Source organism: Zarconia sp. (genome assembly GCF_057467645.1).
Map to the genome: position 1 here is coordinate 42,313 of NZ_JBRJXU010000097.1, position 20,749 is coordinate 63,061.

Annotated in this window: 16 protein-coding genes; 5 read left to right on the forward strand and 11 right to left on the reverse strand. The window is 50.2% G+C overall.

The features are described from left to right. Nucleotides 1–10 precede the first annotated feature (10 nt). The gene (locus AC2215_RS14625; RefSeq protein WP_486810747.1) at nt 11–2,815 is read left to right on the forward strand and encodes a CHASE2 domain-containing protein; all 2,805 of its coding nucleotides are present in this window, start codon (nt 11–13) and stop codon (nt 2,813–2,815) included. Nucleotides 2,816–3,059: 244 nt separating this feature from the next. On the opposite strand, the gene AC2215_RS14630 is transcribed toward AC2215_RS14625, so the two are convergent. The 7 genes from AC2215_RS14630 to efp all read right to left on the reverse strand — a co-directional run bounded on the left by AC2215_RS14630 (nt 3,060) and on the right by efp (nt 8,863). Further along, nucleotides 3,060–3,440, reverse strand: a complete 381-nt coding sequence (locus AC2215_RS14630; RefSeq protein ID WP_486810748.1) for a hypothetical protein — start codon at nt 3,438–3,440, stop codon at nt 3,060–3,062. A gap of 20 nt (nt 3,441–3,460) precedes the next feature. Beyond that, nucleotides 3,461–4,525, reverse strand: coding sequence for a D-alanine--D-alanine ligase family protein (locus AC2215_RS14635; protein ID WP_486810749.1), 1,065 nt, complete (start codon nt 4,523–4,525; stop codon nt 3,461–3,463). A gap of 635 nt (nt 4,526–5,160) precedes the next feature. Further along, complete coding sequence (gene thyD, locus AC2215_RS14640) at nt 5,161–6,093, reverse strand: thylakoid membrane protein ThyD (RefSeq protein WP_486810750.1); 933 nt, start codon at nt 6,091–6,093, stop codon at nt 5,161–5,163. 187 nt (nt 6,094–6,280) lie between these two features. Next, a complete protein-coding gene (locus tag AC2215_RS14645; protein ID WP_486810751.1) occupies nt 6,281–6,673 on the reverse strand; it encodes a hypothetical protein in 393 nt (130 codons plus the stop codon). Between the two features lie 445 nt (nt 6,674–7,118). Continuing rightward, complete coding sequence (locus tag AC2215_RS14650; protein ID WP_486810752.1) at nt 7,119–7,556, reverse strand: ArsR/SmtB family transcription factor; 438 nt, start codon at nt 7,554–7,556, stop codon at nt 7,119–7,121. Nucleotides 7,557–7,642: 86 nt separating this feature from the next. Further along, nucleotides 7,643–8,218, reverse strand: a complete 576-nt coding sequence (accB, locus tag AC2215_RS14655; RefSeq protein ID WP_486810753.1) for an acetyl-CoA carboxylase biotin carboxyl carrier protein — start codon at nt 8,216–8,218, stop codon at nt 7,643–7,645. 87 nt (nt 8,219–8,305) lie between these two features. Then, entirely contained in the window at nt 8,306–8,863 is a 558-nt protein-coding gene (gene efp, locus AC2215_RS14660; protein WP_486810754.1) for an elongation factor P, read from the reverse strand. A 603-nt stretch (nt 8,864–9,466) separates the two neighbouring features. Between efp and AC2215_RS14665 the strand changes: the two genes are divergently transcribed. Next, complete coding sequence (locus AC2215_RS14665) at nt 9,467–10,585, forward strand: peptidylprolyl isomerase (RefSeq protein WP_486810755.1); 1,119 nt, start codon at nt 9,467–9,469, stop codon at nt 10,583–10,585. Nucleotides 10,586–10,924: 339 nt separating this feature from the next. Continuing rightward, complete coding sequence (locus AC2215_RS14670) at nt 10,925–11,443, forward strand: hypothetical protein (protein WP_486810756.1); 519 nt, start codon at nt 10,925–10,927, stop codon at nt 11,441–11,443. Nucleotides 11,444–11,566: 123 nt separating this feature from the next. Here AC2215_RS14670 and AC2215_RS14675 read toward each other — a convergent pair whose 3' ends face one another. The 3 genes from AC2215_RS14675 to AC2215_RS14685 form a co-directional block, all read right to left on the reverse strand. Then, the gene (locus tag AC2215_RS14675) at nt 11,567–12,625 is read right to left on the reverse strand and encodes a CAP domain-containing protein (RefSeq protein ID WP_486810757.1); all 1,059 of its coding nucleotides are present in this window, start codon (nt 12,623–12,625) and stop codon (nt 11,567–11,569) included. A 770-nt stretch (nt 12,626–13,395) separates the two neighbouring features. Further along, nucleotides 13,396–15,012: a DEAD/DEAH box helicase gene (locus AC2215_RS14680; protein WP_486810758.1), complete on the reverse strand. Its 1,617-nt coding sequence runs from the start codon at nt 15,010–15,012 to the stop codon at nt 13,396–13,398. A gap of 213 nt (nt 15,013–15,225) precedes the next feature. Continuing rightward, nucleotides 15,226–16,257 (reverse strand): hypothetical protein, encoded by a 1,032-nt coding sequence (locus AC2215_RS14685; RefSeq protein WP_486810759.1) that lies wholly within the window; start codon nt 16,255–16,257, stop codon nt 15,226–15,228. A 245-nt stretch (nt 16,258–16,502) separates the two neighbouring features. Here AC2215_RS14685 and AC2215_RS14690 point away from each other — a divergent pair, with 245 nt between their 5' ends. Further along, nucleotides 16,503–16,862 (forward strand): hypothetical protein, encoded by a 360-nt coding sequence (locus tag AC2215_RS14690; RefSeq protein ID WP_486810760.1) that lies wholly within the window; start codon nt 16,503–16,505, stop codon nt 16,860–16,862. A 373-nt stretch (nt 16,863–17,235) separates the two neighbouring features. Here the strand turns inward: AC2215_RS14690 and AC2215_RS14695 are convergent, their stop codons facing one another. Next, the gene (locus AC2215_RS14695; protein ID WP_486810761.1) at nt 17,236–18,678 is read right to left on the reverse strand and encodes a RecQ family ATP-dependent DNA helicase; all 1,443 of its coding nucleotides are present in this window, start codon (nt 18,676–18,678) and stop codon (nt 17,236–17,238) included. An 855-nt stretch (nt 18,679–19,533) separates the two neighbouring features. Here AC2215_RS14695 and AC2215_RS14700 point away from each other — a divergent pair. Continuing rightward, nucleotides 19,534–20,749, forward strand: a 1,216-nt coding sequence (locus AC2215_RS14700) for a filamentous hemagglutinin N-terminal domain-containing protein (RefSeq protein ID WP_486810762.1), incomplete at its 3' end; no start/stop codon positions are given.

Consider the following 20,749-nt stretch of genomic DNA (forward strand, 5'->3'; position numbering starts at 1 on the left):
AAAATGGTCAATGTGGCTTAAGTTCAAACAACTCCTGAAAGAGTGGCGAGGAGTGTTTCTCATTGCCCCCAGCGTCGCAGGTTGCGTTATCGTTGGGGGTACTTTCGGTTGGTTTCAAATTTTAGAATGGGCAACATTCGATCGATTTTTTGAATGGCGACCCCAGGAACCCGTCGATCGACGAATTACCATCGTGACGATCGATGAAGAAGATATCTCCCGCGTTGAGAATTGGCCCATTCCCGATGCCGTGCTCGCCCAACTGATCGAGAAAATTTCGGCCGAGCAACCGGCAGCGATCGGGATCGATCTTTATCGCGATTTACCCGAGCCACCGGGTCACGAGCGACTCGTCGAAATTTTCCAAAACACCCCCAACCTGATCGGCGTGGAAAAAGCCATTGGGGAACAAGGGGAACAAGTGGTGGGACCGCCCCCCGCTCTGGCCGAAGCGAATCGAGTGGCACTCGCCGATCTCGTCGAAGATGCCGATGGTAAAATTCGCAGAGCACTGATTTACGCCAGCGACAAGCCGGGATTTGGAACCCGCTTAGCCCTAGATTATCTATCTTCAAGACACCAGCTCGAACTCGAATTCATCGATCGCGAGAACAAATATTACCGTTTGGGGAAAGCACTCTTCATTCCCCTGATCGGTAATGAAGTACCCTACAAAGGAGGCGGACACGACTTCGGTGGCTATCAAATTTTTTTGAACTACCGAGGGGCGGTGAATCGTTTCCACGAAATTCCGATGAGAGACGTACTTTCGGGTAACTTCGACCCGGAATTCATGCGCGATCGCCTCGTTCTCATCGGTCCCACCGCAGAAAGTACCAACGACTTCTTCTTCACCCCGTATCCCGAGAAAATGCCCGGTGTAGAAGTTCACGCTCACATTACCAGTCAAATTTTGAGTGCGGCTTTAGATGGTCATTCGTTTTTGCGATCGTGGAATCACAAGCAAGAAACCGTCTGGGTGTTGCTCTGGTCCCTGGTGGGGGCCGCAGGAAGTTGGAAGCTCTTACAAGCCAATCGATTTGGAAAAACCTTCTTTTTCGTCAGCACGATTCTCGTGATTTCCGGGTCGGTGGTGAGTCTGGTGACCTTCGGCTATATCGCTTTTTTAATGGGTTGGTTCGTTCCGGTGGTTTCACCGACGATCGCGATCTGTATTTCAGCGGCGATCGCCACCAACTACCACAGTTATTGGCAACTCAAACGGGCGAACGCTCGGCTGGCAGCAACCAACCTCCAACTTGAAGATACCAATCTCCAACTCGAAGATGCCAACGATCGCCTCAAAGAATATTCCCAAACCCTCGAAGCAAAAGTCAGCGAACGCACTCGCGAACTGCAAGAAGCCAAAAAGCTCGCCGATACGGCCAACTCCGCCAAAAGCGAATTCTTGGCCAATATGAGCCACGAACTGCGCACCCCCCTCAACGGGATTTTGGGATACGCCGAAATCTTGCAGCGCGATCGAAACACCACATCCAAACAACAAGATGGACTCGGCATCATCCACCAGTGCGGTTCCCACCTGCTGACCTTAATTAACGACATTCTCGATCTCTCCAAAATTGAAGCCCGAAAACTCGAACTCCACCCCCACGAGTTTCATTTATCCTCCTTTTTAAAAGGAGTGGCGCAAATTTGCTCCATCAAAGCCCAACAAAAAGGAATTAGCTTTACCGAAAAGTTCGATCCCCAGTTACCCGCCGGGATTCAAGCCGATGAAAAACGCCTGCGTCAAGTACTCATCAACCTTCTGGGCAATGCCATTAAATTTACCGAAACCGGCGGCGTGACTCTGACGGTTCGAGATGTCGGTAGTGCTTCCCCAGATCCCACTCGCACGACCACTTCCCATCGACAGATTCTCTTCCAAATCGAAGATACCGGTGTGGGCATGAGTCCAGCTCAAATCCAAAAGATTTTCTTGCCCTTCGAACAAGTGGGAGATACCAAAAAGCAGGCCGAAGGAACGGGATTGGGACTCGCTATCAGCCAGAAAATCGTTCAGATGATGGGCAGCGAACTCAAAGTCACCAGTCAACTGGGGGAAGGCAGTACTTTCGAGATCGATTTGGTGCTACCCATTGCCCAAGACTGGATCGAAATATCCTCCGTGCCTGACAATCGCAAAATTATTGGCATTGAGGGAACCAGACCCAAGATCTTATTAGTTGACGATAACTGGCAGAATCGATCGGTCATGGTCAACCTACTCGAACCCCTTGGGATCGACGCCATTGAAGCCACAAACGGGCAAGAAGGATTGGAAAAAGCGCAAGAATGTCTGCCCGATGCGATCGTCACTGATGTGGCGATGCCGGTGATGAATGGGTTTGAGATGATTGCCCGCATCCGGTCTTCCCCTCAACTGAAGGATATAAAGATTATCGTTTCTTCTGCGAGCGTATTTGAATCCGATCGCCAAGCCGCCTTAGATGCGGGAGGCGATGACTTTTTACCCAAACCCGTCTCCATCGACCAACTCCTAGCGGCCCTAGAAAAGGCGATCGGCTGCAAGTGGATTTACGAAGAACCCATCGCGGTTGCTCCAGAATCCTCCAGAACGAATGGCAATACCCCTGCTGCACCCACCACCGTACCCAGTGAGGAGATTTTGCAGAAGCTCTACGATTTAGCCCGTCGGGGCAATATCAAAGCGATCGAACGGGAAGTGAACGAACTCGAACTTAGCGATATTACCTTAGAGCCATTTGCCAGCAAAATTCGCCAACTGACGAAAAGTTTCCAGGTCAAAAAAGTGCGAGAACTGATTCAGTCTTATCTGACACCCAGTTAAGAGAAAGGAGGCGTCGTTAGCTCTTGGGGGCTTGGGGAGACAAGGGGACCAGGGAGACAAGGAAGAGTTAGTAAACGTGAGTTCGGGATAAGCTGACACTTGAATTCTATCGTTGGCTGAAAAGCTGATTCGATCGTGGCATTACCCTTCAAAGTCGTCTGAACCTGGATAATTCACCAAACTCTAAAATCTAAAATCTAAAATTCTCAACCCTCACCAGAAATAGTCCGAGCCCGATCTGACGTTAATCATTTTCAATTCGGTTGGCAATCAGTAGGGAACCAGCAGTACAAGTCATGCCAATTGCCACCACCGTCCATCGAGAAAACCGTACCTCCTTACGAGGGGGTTTAGATTTCGGGGCGAGATGACCCGGATCGGTGAGGGCGTAATAGGCGATCGTGCCACCACAGATCGCCCCCACCCCCAGGAGTACCAGCACTAAGTAAAGGACGTAGGGCAACCAGATGGGGTAGAGGCGGGGTTCGGATACGCGCCTGGGTTCCGATCTCACCACACCTTTGGGAACTTGAGGGACGAACATCTCTCTAGTCTCGGAGATCGGAGCGGGGGAAGGCAGATCGGTGCGATCGTCAGCACCATCGGGAGGGGGTGAGGGAGGCATCAGCAGTCAAGCAAAGTGAGTTACGGAGTAGGAGCGTGACGTTCGATCGCGCATTGGATGAGGCGATCGACCAGTTGGGGGAACGGGATACCCGTGGCTGCCCAGAGTTGGGGATACATACTGGTAGCAGTGAAGCCGGGAAGGGTATTAATTTCGTTAATTAAGACCTCTCCGGTGGCTTCGACATAGAAAAAGTCTACCCTTGCCAACCCGGCTCCATCCAGGGCCAGAAAAGCTCGTACCGCCATCTCCCGAATCCGGGTGGCGATCGCCTCGGGGATGGGGGCTGGAATGTGTAAGTCCGCTAAACCCTCAGTATATTTGGTTTCGTAGTCGTAAAAGTCGCTCTCGAAGGTAATCTCTCCAGGGACGGAAGCCTGAGGATTATCGTTACCGAGAACGGCGCATTCAACTTCCCGCGCGTTGACTCCCGCTTCGACGATAATGCGGCGATCGTAACTAGCGGCGTTGTCGAGGGCTTTTTCGAGTTCGGCGCGGTTTTTGGCCTTGGCAATCCCCACAGAAGATCCGAGATTGGCGGGTTTGACGAAACAGGGATAACCCAGGGTGCTATCGATATCGTCGCAGAGTTTGGGAAAAATGCAGGGATTCGACCACACCTGTTCGCGGGTGACAGCCATATATTGAACCTGGGCGAGTCCAGCGCGATCGAACATCGTTTTCATCGCCAGTTTGTCCATCCCGGCTGCCGAACCCAATACCCCCGTTCCCACGAAGGGCACTTGCATCAAACTCAATAATCCTTGCACGGTTCCATCTTCCCCATTAGGACCGTGGAGAATGGGAAACCAGACATCCATTTGCGCGGCTTGGGGGGGAAACTGCCACAGTTGCGTGGGGTCTGGAGTCTCCGACGATCGCGGAGTTCCCGATTCGAGAACTTGCCCCGCGGCCTCATCTCCGAGCCAAATCCCATTTTTCTGGATGTAGAAAGGGTGAAGTTCGTACTTGCTGGCGTTGGCAGAGTCGGCAAACGCACGGGCGATCGCCCGTGCCGAACTAATGGACACTTCATGTTCTCCCGATCTCCCGCCAAATAGCAGTCCAACGCGCACTTTAGTCATATTTACCCAGTTCCAGAGACTTTCCGATTACTATATCAGGTCGGGGTGGGGGGGTTAGGGAAGGCTTTGGAGAGAATTAAACATTAGACATCGGCCAGAGAAGGGAAAGGATAAGGGAGTGTCAAATGAGAATGCCGTTCGCACTGGATGCGTTCGCGAAGCGTCTCATGCAGGAGAATCGCGCACTGGAGTCAAGACCCCTGTGTGCTGTTTGTTCTCAGGACAATGCGCCTAGCGATCGCAACGAGTGTCATATCCTCCCAGACTTGCGCGGGAACTGTCACACATCGATCGGGCGATCGAATCTAGACTCTTAGGATAAAAAATAAGGACAAGCGCGTATTTGTCACCCGTCGCAATGGACTCTACAGTCTAAATTCACGGCAACATTAAGCCTGAAAACGATTGTCGTGGGTTGGCAAAAATAATCGGTACCCATTGAGCTGGGGCCGGTTTAATTTTCTTATTCTTCAGGTTCGATTGTGCGGGAGAGTCAGTCCCACAGTCGATCGAATCCGGTGTAAGAAAAGCGTGAAAACGAATATAGAACCTCCTGGGATATTATTCCCAGGATTTTTTATGCCTATTTTCCGACGGGATCGATGCCCAAATGCAACGGGATCTCTGCCGATGCCCTACAAATTCGCTTCGCGAACCACTTGTTTCAACGCCGGATCGACAGTCGTATATTGATACTCGAAGCCCGACTCCAACGTCCGTTTCGGCAAAACTTGCTGACCTTCAAGCACCACCTGCGCGGCTTCTCCCAGGAGTAACTCCAAGGCAAAATCCGGGACGGGCAGCCAGGACGGACGACCCATGACTTCCCCAAGAGTTTTACACAGTTCGTTCATGCGGACGGGATTGGGGGCCGTGGCGTTGAACGTACCCTGCATTTGGGGGTGGGTGAGGGCATACACAATCAGATTCACGATATCGTCGCGGTGAATCCAAGAAAACCACTGTGTGCCATCACCCAACGGACCTCCTGCAAAGAGTTTGAAGGGCAGTAGCATTTTCGCGATCGCCCCGCCCATGCCTAAAACAATACCCGATCGCAAAATCACCAGGCGAGTTCCCGTTTCTTTGACCTTCTCGGCTTCCGCTTCCCATGCCTGACAGACTTGGGCGAGAAAATCATCTCCCGAGGCACTGGTTTCGTCAAAGGTGGCGGTTTCGCTGCTGCCATAGTAGCCAATCGCCGACGCATTCACCAATACTGCAGGTTTGGTTCCGGCAGAGGCGATCGCTTCGACGATTTTTTGCGTTCCCAGTTGGCGACTCTCCAAAATTTCTCGCTTGCGTTCGGGGGTCCAGCGTTCCTCAGCAATCGGCGCACCGGCCAGATTCACCACACCATCACACCCGGAAATCGACTCCTGCCAAGGTCCCGACTGGGTAGGCGTGTAGCTGACGATTTCCAGCTTGGGAAAAGCACTCGGTGGAAACATCCGCTTGGCTTTATCGAGATTGCGAGTGAGGACTAAAATCTGATGGTCTTGCTGCCGGAGAACTTCGACTAATCGACTGCCAACAAAACCCGTCGCCCCCGCGATCGCTACTTTCATCTTATTTTTACTAAATTGTTTTCATAAACTGCATTCCTCAATCATCTTAGACTGCACCGGTAGAGGGCACAATATCTGAATGAAGGGGAGAATCGATTTTGAGTCTACGAATCTGTTTGGATTTGAGTTCTTCGAACTTGTATAAAGCCCCATGCTGACGGCTAATGGCTGAATTCTCACCTTTAGATTACCGTTTTTTAATTCGATTCCAAGCGAGAATTGCGCTCGGAAGAATCATCAAACCCAATCCTAAAAAATTGGAACTGCTATTAGTTTCCCGAACCACTAAAGAAGAGGTTTCGGAGGTCTTCAAAAATTCGTTAATTCGATCGACAATAGCTTGTTCTCGCTCCGGATTGTACCCATAAGAATTCAAAACAACATTTTGATTTCCTAAGAGCAAAACTCCATATACCGGAGTTTCTACCTGCCGAGGTCCTCGATCGTCACCTTCCGTTTTTCGTTGAATTTTCCGATCGACTCTGGCTTCTGTTACAGACTCGATCGTAATCCGGTTCGTTGTCACCAATCCCAATAGAACTTTTCGTTCGATCGAGCAATTCACTTGAGTAGAACCCACGCGATCGCAAAAAAGGAAAACCGGTCCAAAAAAAGCGAGTAACAGAATCCCCAGTAAAAAAGGGAAACCGAGGAATATAAGCGTCCATTTTTGTGGTGCCAACCTGATTTTGTGACCCATTTCTAATCTCGAAATAGGATAACGATAATTTCTACTCTCTTAAATTGAATTTAATGCTATGGGTTGAATTTCTTTCGAAGCGAGACAAAAAAAATTGGTCAACTTTTATATTTTTTTTAAAGAACAAACGAAACAAGGTCTTGACTAAAAAACGAATACCCATCGTCGAAACTCACTCTTCCATCATGATTAAACAATCGATAAAAACAGCAGATACGATCGAGGCGTGTCATGAGTTTAGGGTATCAAATCCGCGAGCATCTTACGTTTAAATGTTTGAAACAGACGTGTAATCGATTCAATGTTGAAACTTTCAGATCGGTAATTATGGCTCTTCCGGCTCCAGGTAAGGTTCTAGAACCTCCACCCGCTGGCGGGTCTTTTTCGCCTTACGAACATCGGGAACCCGGGGAGGTTGGGTCGAAGTCCCAAAGGCACGAAAATGGCGGGCCTGCTGCTCGATGCGAGCGGCGAGGCGATCGCACACGAGATTGCACAACTGAAAAATCAGCTCGTCTTCTACCCGATAATAAGCGGACGTGCCCTCGCTGCGGCGACTGAGAATCCCCGCTTGCAACATGACTTTCAGGTGTTTGGAAACATTGGCTTGACTCGTCTGAGTTGCTTCTACCAACTCTTGAACGCAACGTTCCTGCTGGCGCAGTAAGTTCAAAAGTCGCAAACGCATTGGTTCGCTCAGAATACTGAAGTATTCAGCAACTTGCTGTGTCACTTCTGGTGGTATCGGCTGAGGTTGTTTCATCAAACTTAACCCAAAAATTAGCGATCCCAAAATTCTAGCAGCCTACATTAATTTCTGAAAATCCATGGATATTAAGATCGATCCGATCAAGTGGTGCTCGGCTTAACCCGCATCAGGGGTTGGTCGAATTCAACGGACTCGCCATTTTCCACTAAAATTTCCACCACTTCTCCAGAAATTTCCGCTTCCACCTCGTTCATCACCTTAAACGCTTCGATGATGCAAACTGTCTGGCTCGAACTAATGCGATCGCCCACTTCCACAAACGGTGGTTCTCCCGGTGAAATCGCCCGGTAAAACGTACCCACCATCGGAGAAGAAATTGTTTCGTACTTCGCTTCGATAGCTGGTGGCGCAACCCCGGCCGCACTTCCCGACACATTCCCCGGCGACCCACCGACTGCCGCACTCTGACGATCGACGAGGGCGGCATCGACCGCAGGCACAGTCGCGATGGGAACCGCAGGCGGGGGAACGGCAAAAGACCCGACTTCGACCCCAGCGCCAGGAGTTGAGGTGACGACGGAAACTCCTGTCCCATCACCCCCTCCCCCTTTACGAACCTTCAGCTCGAACTCTCCACTTTTGAGGGTTAGTTCGGTAATATCGGTTTGGTTGAGGGTCGCCAACAGTTCGCGAAGTTCGTTGAAATCCAGTTGCACGGCTTTGGTCCTTTATTCTTTGTCCGGCACGATCGTTTGGTTTGGCAATCTAGGGTTCGAGCGCGATCGATGACAGCTCGAAACCACTTATTCGCGTCCCAAATAGGAATCGTTGCGGGTGTCGATTTTGATGCGCTCGCCAATGGAAATAAATAACGGCACCATCACTTGCGCCCCAGTTTCCACAATAGCCGGCTTGGTTCCGCCCGTTGCGGTATCTCCCTTGACACCCGGATCCGTATCGGTCACTTCCAAGACGACGGAATTGGGTAATTCTACCTCCAGAACTTGGTCTCCCCAGCGAATGATATTCACTTCCATTCCCTCTTTGAGGTACTTGAGACCATCACCAATTTGGTCGGGGTTGAGACGAGACTCATCGTAGGTTTCCATATCCATAAAGACGTACTGATCGCCGTCTTTATAGGTGTATTGCATGACTATTTTTTCCAGGTTCGCTTGGGGAACCGTTTCTCCCGCTCGGAAGGTTCGCTCGACAGTGCCTCCCGTTTGCACGTTTTTCAGCTTCGTGCGCACGAAAGCCGAGCCTTTCCCCGGTTTAACGTGTAGAAACTCTACGACCCGCCAAACTGACCCATCCAGCTCGATGGTGACACCCGTTCTAAAATCATTTGATGAGATCATGAATTTTTTTGCAAAGTTGCACCTACAGTCGGCAATCCATTTTACCGCTTTGACGGTGCCTTTCTCGACGCTTCGATCGCAGAAGTTAAGGTATGGGCTTGGGGGGGAGGGGTACTCGCTGGGAATGGTTTTTAACTTTTGGGTAAATTCGAGCAGGGTGGAGGGGCGTAGGGGAAGAATGACGCTCCGAACGCGAACACAAGAAGAATCAGGAAGAGGAGAGGGAGAACATCGTCGCGACTGACCCATTGTCAATTATCTATTGTCCATTCCACTCTCCCCCAGTTTCCGAAGCCTCCCCAGATCCCTGGGCCCCCTGTGCTATGGCAAGATGGGAAAGGTAAAACGGAGATTCCCAATGAAGTCGAACCTCGATCGTGCTGGGATCGAACCCCAAACCCATTCGGCGAAATTAAGCAAGTTGGACGTTCCTCAACATTTTTGATGTTTGTTTGATGTTTGTGAAGCCCGAGAGAAACGGCGATCGACGGTACTGCGATCGTATTGGGTTCGAGAGCGCTCCCCAGGGGCCCGACCCGAAGTGGAAACTCCTCGATTACCCATTTTCAATCTAGTAAAACTCGTAAAGCGATCGCGTTAATAATGAAAGAATTGAAACGCTGGCTCAAGACAAGTTTGCTTGCGGTTGTCTTGATGCTGTTATCTGTCAGTTTGAGTGCGGCCTGGTGGGGGGGCGATCGCGATAAACTGCGCGAAAGTCGAATGCCCCAAGGAAACCCCATTAGTAATCCTCAGCTCCTGCTCGAAAACGCTCTCCCCATCGACAATCCAACTGTGCGTAAATTGCAAAGATCGGTTGACGATATTGCCACGCAACTGCGAGCCAACCGACGCTGGAATGCAATTCAAAGCGATATCAAGAGCGCTCGCTATATTTTGAATTTCAAACAAGAGGAACTGCTTGCGAGTATTCCCGAATCGAGTCAGGCACAAGCTCAGGACATCATCGCCGAAATCGGTCAAAGTATCGATCGCATGGCGGACATCGTCGAAGTTCAAGATAAATCCGGCACTTGGGAGCAACGTGCTGCCATCATCGAACAAATCGGAACCCTCGAAGCGCTGATGGTCAACGGTTTCCCCTTTGAAGTGCCAGCCGAGTATGCCAACCTACCCCAACTCAAGGGTCGGGCAACGGTGGAAATGCAAACCGAATACGGCACCATCACCATGGTTGTCGATGGCTATAACGCACCGGTGACGGCGGGTAATTTCGTCGATTTGGTGCAACGCGGCGTCTACGACGATATCGAATTTACCCGCGCCGAAGAATATTACGTTCTGCAAACGGGAGACCCCAAAGGGCCCGAAAATGGTTTCATCGATCCCAGTACTGGTCAAGAGCGGACGATACCCCTCGAAATTCGGGTCACCAGCGAAGACGAGCCGGTTTACGGCTTTACCCTCGACGAAGTCGGTTTGTATCGGGAAGAACCGGTGTTACCGTTCTCTGCGTACGGCACTTTAGCCATGGCTCACCCGGATGCCGATGTTAATGGTGGGTCTTCTCAATTCTTCTTTTTCCTATTCGAGCCGGAACTCACTCCTGCGGGTCTGAACTTGCTCGATGGTCGCTATGCGGTATTCGGTTACGTCACCGGCGGCAAAGAGGTCTTAAGAGAAATCACCAAGGGTACCCACATTGATTCGATGAAGGTTGTTGACGGTATCGAGAGTTTAGTTTTCCCGGCTGCTGCGTAGTCTATTTTGGCGAGGGTTTTTCTTCCCCCGCCTTCTCTACGGCAAGTTTCCGATATCGGTTGAATTTGGGTCGGGGGGGGCTTCGGGAGGAGTAAATGGACGAACGGACAATTGGAAAATAGGTCAGTTGCCACGATCTTCACCCTTGTCCCCCTTGTCTCCCCGTTTCTACCCATCCTTTATTCAAACCCCATTACCGATTTATAAAGAAAAACGAAAGCTCCGGAGTACAACTTTTAGGATGTCATCAATTCAAAACTCAATGGCTTTGAAGGGTTTTACCCAAACTGGGGAATGATACGATGATGCACGATACTTAACCTTGACTTTGGGGTATTCATGAATAAAAAACTTCGCAATCTCTTGATTGGTGGCGGACTAGCGGCTGTGGGTGCGATCGGTACCAAAAAAGCCGTTGATTATTTTAAAAATCGCGGTCAAGAAGAAGTCATTGAGGGCGGAGAAGAGGCGGATGCTGAACCCGCATCGGCGGAAGAAGTGGCTTATGCCGTCGTTCAAGACAATTCAGTCCAGTCATTTTTAGATGCCAGCTTCGGTGCCCCCGGTCGCTACGTGCCAACTCGTCCGTCGAAAGTCTTTGACTATGACGGTCAGCAATACATGGTCATTTGGGCTTACGACAACGAGAAAGAAAAGAATCAACTCCTCGCTTTTCTGTACACCGATGCTGGGCGGCAAATGGTTGCCAGCGTTGGCTACACGGCGGATGCCACCGATTACAACGTGAAGTTGGAAGATGTGCCGTTTGCGGTGGAAATCGCGAGTAATGGCGAGAAAATTGAATCCGGTCAGGGAAGCACCGATGGCACGGATGAAGTGGATTTCGTTCTCGCTTAAACTTAAGTCATCGCTCGAACTTAAGAAAATGCTTTTGAAGCTGAATTAAAGCTTAAATTTTATGAAAATGTAGGTGACTCATCGAGTCACCTTTTTTTCTGATTTGGCTTAAACTAATCTGGCTTAAACCAAGAAATCTTCCGAATTTAAGGATGAAGCACTCACTCCAGGAAGCACGGCCAGCATTTGATTCGTATTACTGTTAATAATTTGCGTTTCTACCTGACCGTCCGCAACGAATTCATCAAAACCTTCCACAAAGCTTAAATCGGAAAAAGAAATACCATCAGGCAAGGCAATAAAATCTTCGGTATCGTTATAGTAAACAATGTCATAGGTATCGCCTCGTAAAGCATAAATATCGTTGCCATCGCCGCCAATTAACGTATCGGTTCCTAAATCTCCCGATAGATAGTCGTTACCGGCTTCTCCTTCAAGTCGATCGCCATCTTGACCCCCATAGAGCGAGTCGTCACCATCTCCCCCCAAAATCGTGTCGCTACCGATATTCCCGTTTAAATGCAGATCGTCGCCAGCTCCGCCAAACACCAAATCGTTATCTTTTCCAGCCCGAACGATATCTCTGCCTTCATTCCCGTAAAGCGTGTCGTTTCCTCGATTGCCATATAGATCGTCATCTCCGAGACCACCGGAAATGGAATCGTTACCATCAAACCCTAAAAAGACATCACTTCCGCTTCCTCCAGCGAGGGTGTCGTTGCTTGCGGTTCCAAAAATAGGATCGGAGGTGGGAATGGGGATAGAGGCCGTGCCGCTGGGGGTGCCAAACACCTGGGTCCAGTAATGGTTCCAGTTTTCCGAACCGGTATCGTCGGCGAGGAAATAGTAACCGATGCCAATTTCGCGCAAATCCCCATTGAGAATATTGGCGCGATGTCCGGTACTATTCATCCAGCCGGTAACAACATCTTCTGGAGTTGTGTATCCCGCTGCAATATTTTCCGCATTCCGCGAGTATTCATATCCCGTCGCAAGGATGCGATCGCTCACAGAAGAATTATCCGCCCCCGTGTGGCTAAAAAAGTCTTGCAGCGCCATATTTTGACTGTGGGTTTGCGCTGCTGCGTTCAACTGAATGTTGAAATTGAGGGGAGATAAACCATTTTGAATGCGTTCTTGGTTGGTGAGGGTGACAACCTGTTTTACAAATTCAGAACTCATGATAGTAACCTGGGTGAATGAAGAACGAACGTGTGGGTTTTGTGAATCTCCGATTCGGAGCTTCATCTTTTTGACAATCGAACAAAAATAGAAGAAATTTAGCGATGACACATAAAATCGACGACCGCATCAAAAGTCATCTATCTGCCGTCGGCTTAAAGGTTATTTTCCCCAGTAGAGATGCTGGTATCCCGATCCCTAGCTCTCAAAAATTGCGAAGATAATGGAATTTAGATCTACCGACCTACACTCAAAATGAGAACTTTGGAGTTAACTGAGGCTCGACAAAATATTCATTTGAGTTGTTCTTTTACCGTACTTATAGTTTAACGATTTTTAGCGAATATCAACCTGCGTAATTCCCCCGATTTTTGATACTAACCTTACGAATTAAATTAGAGAGGTGGCTCGATCGTTATAGTTCGAGGGAAGGTTTGCAAGGATTAATCGTGAAACCATTGTGAATTACTTTCAGAGCTGAATTCGATCGAGAGCGGAAAATTTACGCGGTATCTCTCTTGAAATACATGATTTAAAAGAGCGTTATAGTTCGGATAAGTATTAATTGAAAATCTCGGAAATTATGCGAGCGAGCAAAACATAGACCCTCTCTTTTCTTTTACAAGATGATTTAGAGTCTATCGGGATAGTCACGATCGAATGTGTCACTAAATTGCTGAAAACTCTCAGCCTCGACCAGAAAATCACACGAGAAAATCCGCGTTCTAGCTAAATCAACGATCGACGAACCAATGACAGGTGGGGGAATTCTAGAATCGATCGAGCAGATCGTCTTCAGATGTTTCTACATCTGCTTTTCTATCCTCTCCATCGGTTGCTGTTTCCCCCTCAGGGTCCCATTCCGAATGTGTTTCCGCAGCCCGTTGCGTTTTCGATCGGCGGCGATCGTACAAGGGGATGGGAGCCTTCGGAGATGGGGTAGATTCGGGGGATGGAGAAGGCACTAATTCTAACTGTCGAGATGGGGGTGGAGATTGTTCCCCAGGGCGATCGACTTTTGTCGGACCCCGACGGCGTTCGGAGGTGCGTTCCTCGACGGTATCTTCGGCCACCACCTCGTATAAAATTGCCAATTTTTGACGATCGCTGCCCTTACGCAAAACCCGCCCTAACCGTTGGATGTATTCCCGCTGAGAACCGCTACCAGAAAGGAGAATGGCAATGCGCGCGTCGGGTACGTCCACCCCTTCATTTAAAACGTGGGAAGCCACCAAAGTTTTGTACTCACCCCCTTTAAATCGGGCGAGAATTTCATGGCGTTCTTTCACCGGTGTTTGATAGGTAATCGCCGGAATCAAAAAATCTTGAGAAATACGATAGACAGTGGCGTTATCGTTGGTAAAAATCAGGGTGCGTTCGGGGTAGTGTTTGGCAAGTAACTCCGTGAGGACTCTCATTTTTCCTTCCGTCCCCAGGGCGATGGCTTTAGCTTCGTGATGGGCTTTCATCGCCCGTCGTCCGGCGGAAGATCGAGCGCTGGCTTTGATAAAATTTTGCCAACCGTGGGTACTACCCAAGCGAATTTTCGCTTGTTTTAAAAACGCATTGCGTTCGGCAATTAAAGTCTGGTAGCGATCGCGTTCGACTTGGGATAATTTCACCTTCATCTGGACGATGCGGTGTTCGGCGAGAGCATCTCCCGCCAACTCCTCCGGGGTGCGGCGATAGACTTGAGGACCAATGAGGGTGTCTAACTCCGTATGCCGGCCGTCGGTGCGTTCTGGGGTGGCCGTCAATCCCAGGCGGTACGGGGCGATCGAATGTTCGGCGATGACGCGGTTGAAATCTGTCGGCAAGTGGTGGCATTCGTCGAAAATCAGCAACCCATAGCGATCGCCCAAATTTTCCGCATTGATGGCCGCACTATCGTAGGTCGAAACCAGAATTGCCGTGCGATCGTGGGAACCGCCACCGAGTAACCCCACCTCCGCATCGGGAAACGCCGCCAGCAAGTGGGCGTACCACTGATGCATCAAATCCAGCGTCGGCACGACGATTAAAGCACTGCGGGGGGTTTGTTCCAAGCACAACTGCGCCAGATAGGTTTTTCCAGCAGCGGTAGGCAACACCACGACCCCGCATCGTCCCCCCTGCTTCCAGGCTTCTAAGGCTTCTCGCTGGTGGGGGTAGGGTTCCATTTCCAGCTTCGGCCTCAGTTCCAAGGGCACGAAGTCCTTCGCATTATCGGTAAAATCCGTCGCCTCCGCCCACAACGCCTGCACCAGGAAGCGATACTGAAAAGCCGGGATGCGAAATTTTTCAATTCGATCGTCCCAAGTGGCGTAATCCACCCAGGCTTTACCGCGAGGTGGGGGATGCAGAACTAACGTGCCGCGATCGAACCAAAGAATGGGAGTGCGAGGCATGAGCGATCGTCCCGAACGAAAGGCATCTTCTTATTATGTGGGATAGGCGATCGACTCTTGGGAGAATTGGGAGGTGTGGAGTGGATCGGGGGGAGTGAATGGACAATGAATAATTGAGAATGGGTTCAGTTGCCACGAGAAACCCGAGCTCCGCGCCACCCCATTCCCCGTTCCGGTCGTCCCCAACCAAGCCAGACACTGCCGCGCCTGAGGTTACAACGGAACAAAGCGACCTTCGGCAAAGCCACTTAAGGGGAAGAAGAACATTCCATCCCATTCCCCAAATAGGGCGATCGCCTCACCCCCAGATACAGCCATCAACGACCATCCCTGGGAAAATTCTGGGGTAACGGGTAGGCGCGAACCATCGCCATCTTCGAGAACTCGACCCCGATCTTGAGGAATGCAACGGGCGATCGTCATGGGAAATCGATCGAGCCAGGGATTTTGCCCGAGTGCCGTACTATACCCCTCCAGAGCGGTCGCAATCGTCTCAAATCCGGGGATGTGGGCAAATTTTTCCGGAGCGTGCAATCTCAGATTGGGTTTGAGAACTCCTCGCAGGGGATAGGCACTGGGGTAGAATACCAGCTCCCCCTCGACCGCCTTTCCTGGAGGCCAAGTTCCCTCGAAGGGTCGCTCTCCGTAAGCAAAATCGAGCAACAGAGCGTATTGCCCGCAACCTTCTCCCCACAACCAAACGCGCCGCGCCTTGAGATTGGCGGTGGCTGCGGCATCGGTTTCTACCTGCTGCCCGAGAATCCACCAGCGATCGCATTTTCCCGGCTGCTGCAACAATCCGTCTCGATCGTGCGTCCAACCAATTTGGGTGCGAACGTCCGCTTGCGTACCGGGGGATAACGTCTCCAGGCGGGAAAACCCTTCCACGAGCAAGTGCATTCGTCCCAACCGTTCTAGCAGTCGCTCGCACCAATGGGGTTCTGAATGGGGAATTTTCGCCATCGATCGCAACTCCCTAGCAAGACCGGGGGCTTGGGCATCTACCATCCGAGCGGCAATCTCCTCCCAAAATCGATCGGACTCAAATTCATCGGAGTTTGGGGGAAGTGAAGCAATACCTCGACGCACGCATCCTCTCAGCCACAGGTCGAGTTGAACCAAACCCGCTCGAACTTTTGCTTCCCGTTCCCGCTTGCGTTTGGCTTTGGCATTCTTTGCCTTCGGGTTATCAGATGTCGCTTTAGATCTCGTCGTAGATTGGGGGCGGCTTGAGTTACGATCCATAGGGGGCGATCGAGATGCGATAGAGGTTCGAGAGCCGCGTTCGGTTAAAATTCCCTGAAGATAATCTCATCCGATCCAGTCTACCGAGTCTCGCCATTTTGATAAAGTAGTAAATATACAGGGAAATCGAGCAGAACTTTAAGCTACAACCGAAGTAGGGGAAGACGGTACACCCCTCGCCGGACTTCTCCAACATCCCAAGTTTGGACCCAAGTTTGGGGTTGCGTATCCCTCTATTTTTTGTAATGAGCGCTTATCTATTCAATCGTCACACCGTCACTTGCCCCGTTTGTCACCATGCAAACGAAGTTCGCTCGGGGCATATTCCCAGCGGCCTTTATACTTGTCCTCACTGTCAGGCGCGTTTGATTATTTGTTGGAGTGGGATTTTTGTTCGAGATCCGTTTTCCACTCAACCTTTCGATGCAGGGCAAAACCTGCGCCGTCAAAGTCGAACCTTCTCACGGATAATCAGAGATGTGGGGGCTACAAAACTGGTCGCGGCGATCGGTGTCGCAGTCGTCGGTTTGGCTTGGGTGGGAGTCAGCCTCCACAATGCTCCAGTTCGAGAAGTGACCCAAGAACAGAGCGATCGCACGCTTTAAAAGTAAGGCGATCGAAAGACTTTGGACGTGCGAAATTCGAACACGCGGGATTTATCGCGATTTTGACCCAAAGTAGACCCCAGCACTTATAGCAGTGGCTATATCGGTTAGGTCACAATTGACTGTGGGCGACCGGGGAAAGACCTCGGTCAAATTACACAATTGTCCGGTGTTGTCCTAACCGCACTAGCAGTTGCTATTCTTACGGGGTCGGTACGGGGGCATTATCCCGACGGCGTTTCAAATTTTCCCGGTCAACTCTTTGCAGGATCTATATCGATCGCCAACTACTATGGATCGAGAAGAAGAGGAATGCGATCGAATTGTTGAGATGCGCATTCTCTTCCCTTGCTATAGCAGTCGCCAAACTTCCTTACTGCCATCGATCGCATCGATCGCACTTTCCACACTGCATCGACTGTGCCTGTTTTGAAAAACCAAAGGCTTGCAGGAGGAATTTCCAGCGACAGTCGCGGGTGTTGAGATAGCGGACGATATCCTCGGTGATATTGGAGTGGGTTGCCTTAGCCACAGATGGGGAGATGCGGTAGCGAAACGGATCGATCCACTGAAGTTGCCCGGTACTGTGGAGAATTGACAGCGCCATTTCCCCATCGCGAAATTTTTCTTTGACGCTCCCCACATCCCCTTGACGGGGCAATTTCTTCGCCAGTTTTTGGGCCCGTCTCAAAAGCGATCGCTCTCGATGTTGCAAAAATTCCCGTCGCTGTCTGTCCTCGCCATCGAGAAACCCCGTCGGTTCGCTGACGAGAGTCAGAGCCACTGCCGGTTTGCCATCTCGCCCCGCGCGCCCCACTTCTTGAACGTATTCCGACAGTTGGGTGGGAGCTTGGAAGTGAATCACCCAGCGGACATCGGGTTTGTTGACCCCCATGCCGAAGGCAGAAGTACAGACAACGAAGGGCAGTTGGTTCGCCATCCACCGGGTTTCGATCGCCCGTCGTTCGTCGGGTCCGAGTCCTGCATGGTAGGCAGCAGTTCGGCAGCCGCGATCGCCCAACCACTCGACTAGGGCTTCTCCATCTTTGCGAGTGCGAACGTAGACGAGTCCCGATTGCCGGGGATGCGATCGAATCCAATTGAGTACCTGCTGCTTGCGGCCTCGGGGAGTCCAGGCAATCTTCACCCTCAAAGCGAGGTTGGGGCGGTAGGGATTTTCTAAAAAGACCTGGGGGGACTTCAACCCCAAGGCGGTAGAGATCGTTTTCTGGGCATTGGGGTTGGCCGTGGCGGTGAATGCGGCAACGGGTAAATGCTGCTGGGGTTTGGCGGCCAGGAGGGCATCCCGAACCGCCCCCAAACGGCGGTATGCCGGGCGAAAGGTCTCTCCCCACTGCACCAAACAATGAGCTTCGTCGAGAATCAAACCGTTGATAGGAAGGTGGGGTTGGCAGAGGATTTCCCACAGTTTTGGACTCAGCAGGGTTTCCGGGGAAAGATAGAGTAATCGAAGGCGATTTTGGCGGATGTCTTGCAAAATCTGCTTGGACTGAAGGCGGGGAATTTCGTTGTGCAGGGTGGCTGCACTCAGATAGAGATCGTGCAATTCTCCCACTTGATTTTCCATTAGGGCAACTAGGGGGGAAACCACTAAAGTCAATCCCGTTTGCAGGAGGGCGGGAAGCTGAAAACAAATAGATTTGCCGCCGCCAGTGGGTAAGATGACAAGAGCATCTCGATGCTGCAATAAACTACGAACAATTTCGCCTTGGGGATAGCGGAAATCTGAATATCCCCAAATTTCTCGAAAGAGATCGCGAACTTGATTCCAATATGCGGTTTCGTATTGTTTCATTTTTTTTGAAAACACCGGTCATTCAGATTTGAGCCAGATGGAAATCCTCAGTCTGTTCTGGATTTGAGATCGAGATGGTTAGATTTCCTCTGGGAATCGCGTGCCGACAAGGATTTATTCTGAATTCGAGCGAAGGAAGACACATTTCATCAATGCTTACGTCGATCGATAAACAGATATTCATCTTTCAGTTCAAAGGTCACGTTCTACGACGTTTACTAAAAATCCGGAAATCGAATTGCTGCGAACCGATCTTTGAGATAGCACGAAACCATATTCAATCACGATATCCCAATCTAAAATATTAATTTCTAAATTGATATTGGGTATTTCTACTTGTATAACATATTAGATCGATTCATTTGAATTGGACAGTAAATTATTGAAAGTGTTAATCTATAATTGGAGTTAAATGAATCGACAAAAAACTACGATAAAATTATATTTTTTAAAATATGAATTAATTTTTTTATTACCTAAAAAATTTATCAATCCTCAACTCAAAAAAAATATATTCGAATCAAATATAGAAAGATTTGAATAGAACAGTTTGAATTATTTTAACAACTCATAAAATACACAAGACATAAATTATTAAAATACATCTGCTATTCCTTAAAATAATTAAGATTTAATATAGGAGCGTATCGTTATTGTTTTCTAAAAAGTAAAGACCTATATTATAGTCATTAATTCATCTTTGATTTTCCCTTTCTATATTTTGCGAACGCATACCGAATCTGTTGCCTAAAACAGAAATTTATTGTTTCCCATGACATTAGATGAGCGGAGAACGGCAGTCTAATTTTCCTCGATCGGCTCCCATCCTTCAAGACTGTAAAACTCACCCCAAACATGAAACTTCCTAGCGCATCGATGTATTTTAGCCCAGAGCGTACGATTGGATGGGCGATCGGTACGGTAGCGATCGCCCAAGTGGCTGCTGCAACCACCGTCAGCGCCCAACCCATCCCCGCCGGAGACGGCACGGCAACCCAAGTCACTCCCCACAACGATCGCTTCGACATCCAAGGCGGACAGCGATCGAGCGATGGCAGCAATCTTTTTCACAGCTTCGATCGATTTGACTTAAACGAAGGGCAAACCGCCAACTTTATTTTGGACCCCACCATTCAAAACATTCTCGGGCGAGTGGTGGGAGGCGATGCCTCTTACATCAACGGTCTGATTCAAGTGAGCGGGGGCGATGCCAACCTATTCCTATTAAACCCGGCCGGGATTGTCTTCGGTTCCCAAGCCCGCTTGGACGTGCCAGCATCCTTTACCGCGACGACGGCGACAGGGATTGGATTTGAAGAAGGCGGCTGGTTCGATGCCTTCAGTACTCACTCTTGGGCAAATTTAGTCGGAGATCCCAATGCCTTTCGCTTCGACGGGACAAACCCCGGTAGCATCGCCAATTTTGGGGAACTCGCCGTCACAGCGGGGGAAAATATAAGCTTACTCGGAGGAACGATTCTCAACGACGGCATCCTATCCGCACCGGGGGGAAACATTACCCTGGCAGCCATTCCCGGTGAAAATCTCGTACGCTTGAGTGCGGGGGAGAACCTCCTGAGTTTGGAAGTCTCCCCGATCGAGAATCCCAACTTTACCCCCCTCTCTTTACCCGAACTGCTCACAGGCGGTAACCTCGACGATGCAGGCAGTGTTACCGTAAAACCCGATGGAACCGTTACCCTGACGAGTACCCAAATCGAGCCGCAGGTGGGAGATGCGATCGTCAGCGGTGAGGTTTCGGTTCGAGGAAACGCACACAATCCAACCAACATCCAAATTTTAGGTAACCGCGTCGGTTTGTTCGGGGCAACCCTCGACGCTTCCGGGGATTGGGGCGGAGGAAATATCTTTATTGGCGGCGACTTTGGCGGTCTAGGCACGCTTCCCACAGCCCAACAGACCGTTGTCGATACCCGAACCTCAATTTTCGCCGATGCGTTGCAATCGGGAGACGGCGGACGAGTTAGCATCTGGGCTGACGATACCACCCAATTTTTCGGTCATATTCGCGCTCGCGGTTCTGTCCCCACACCCCACACCCCACACCCCA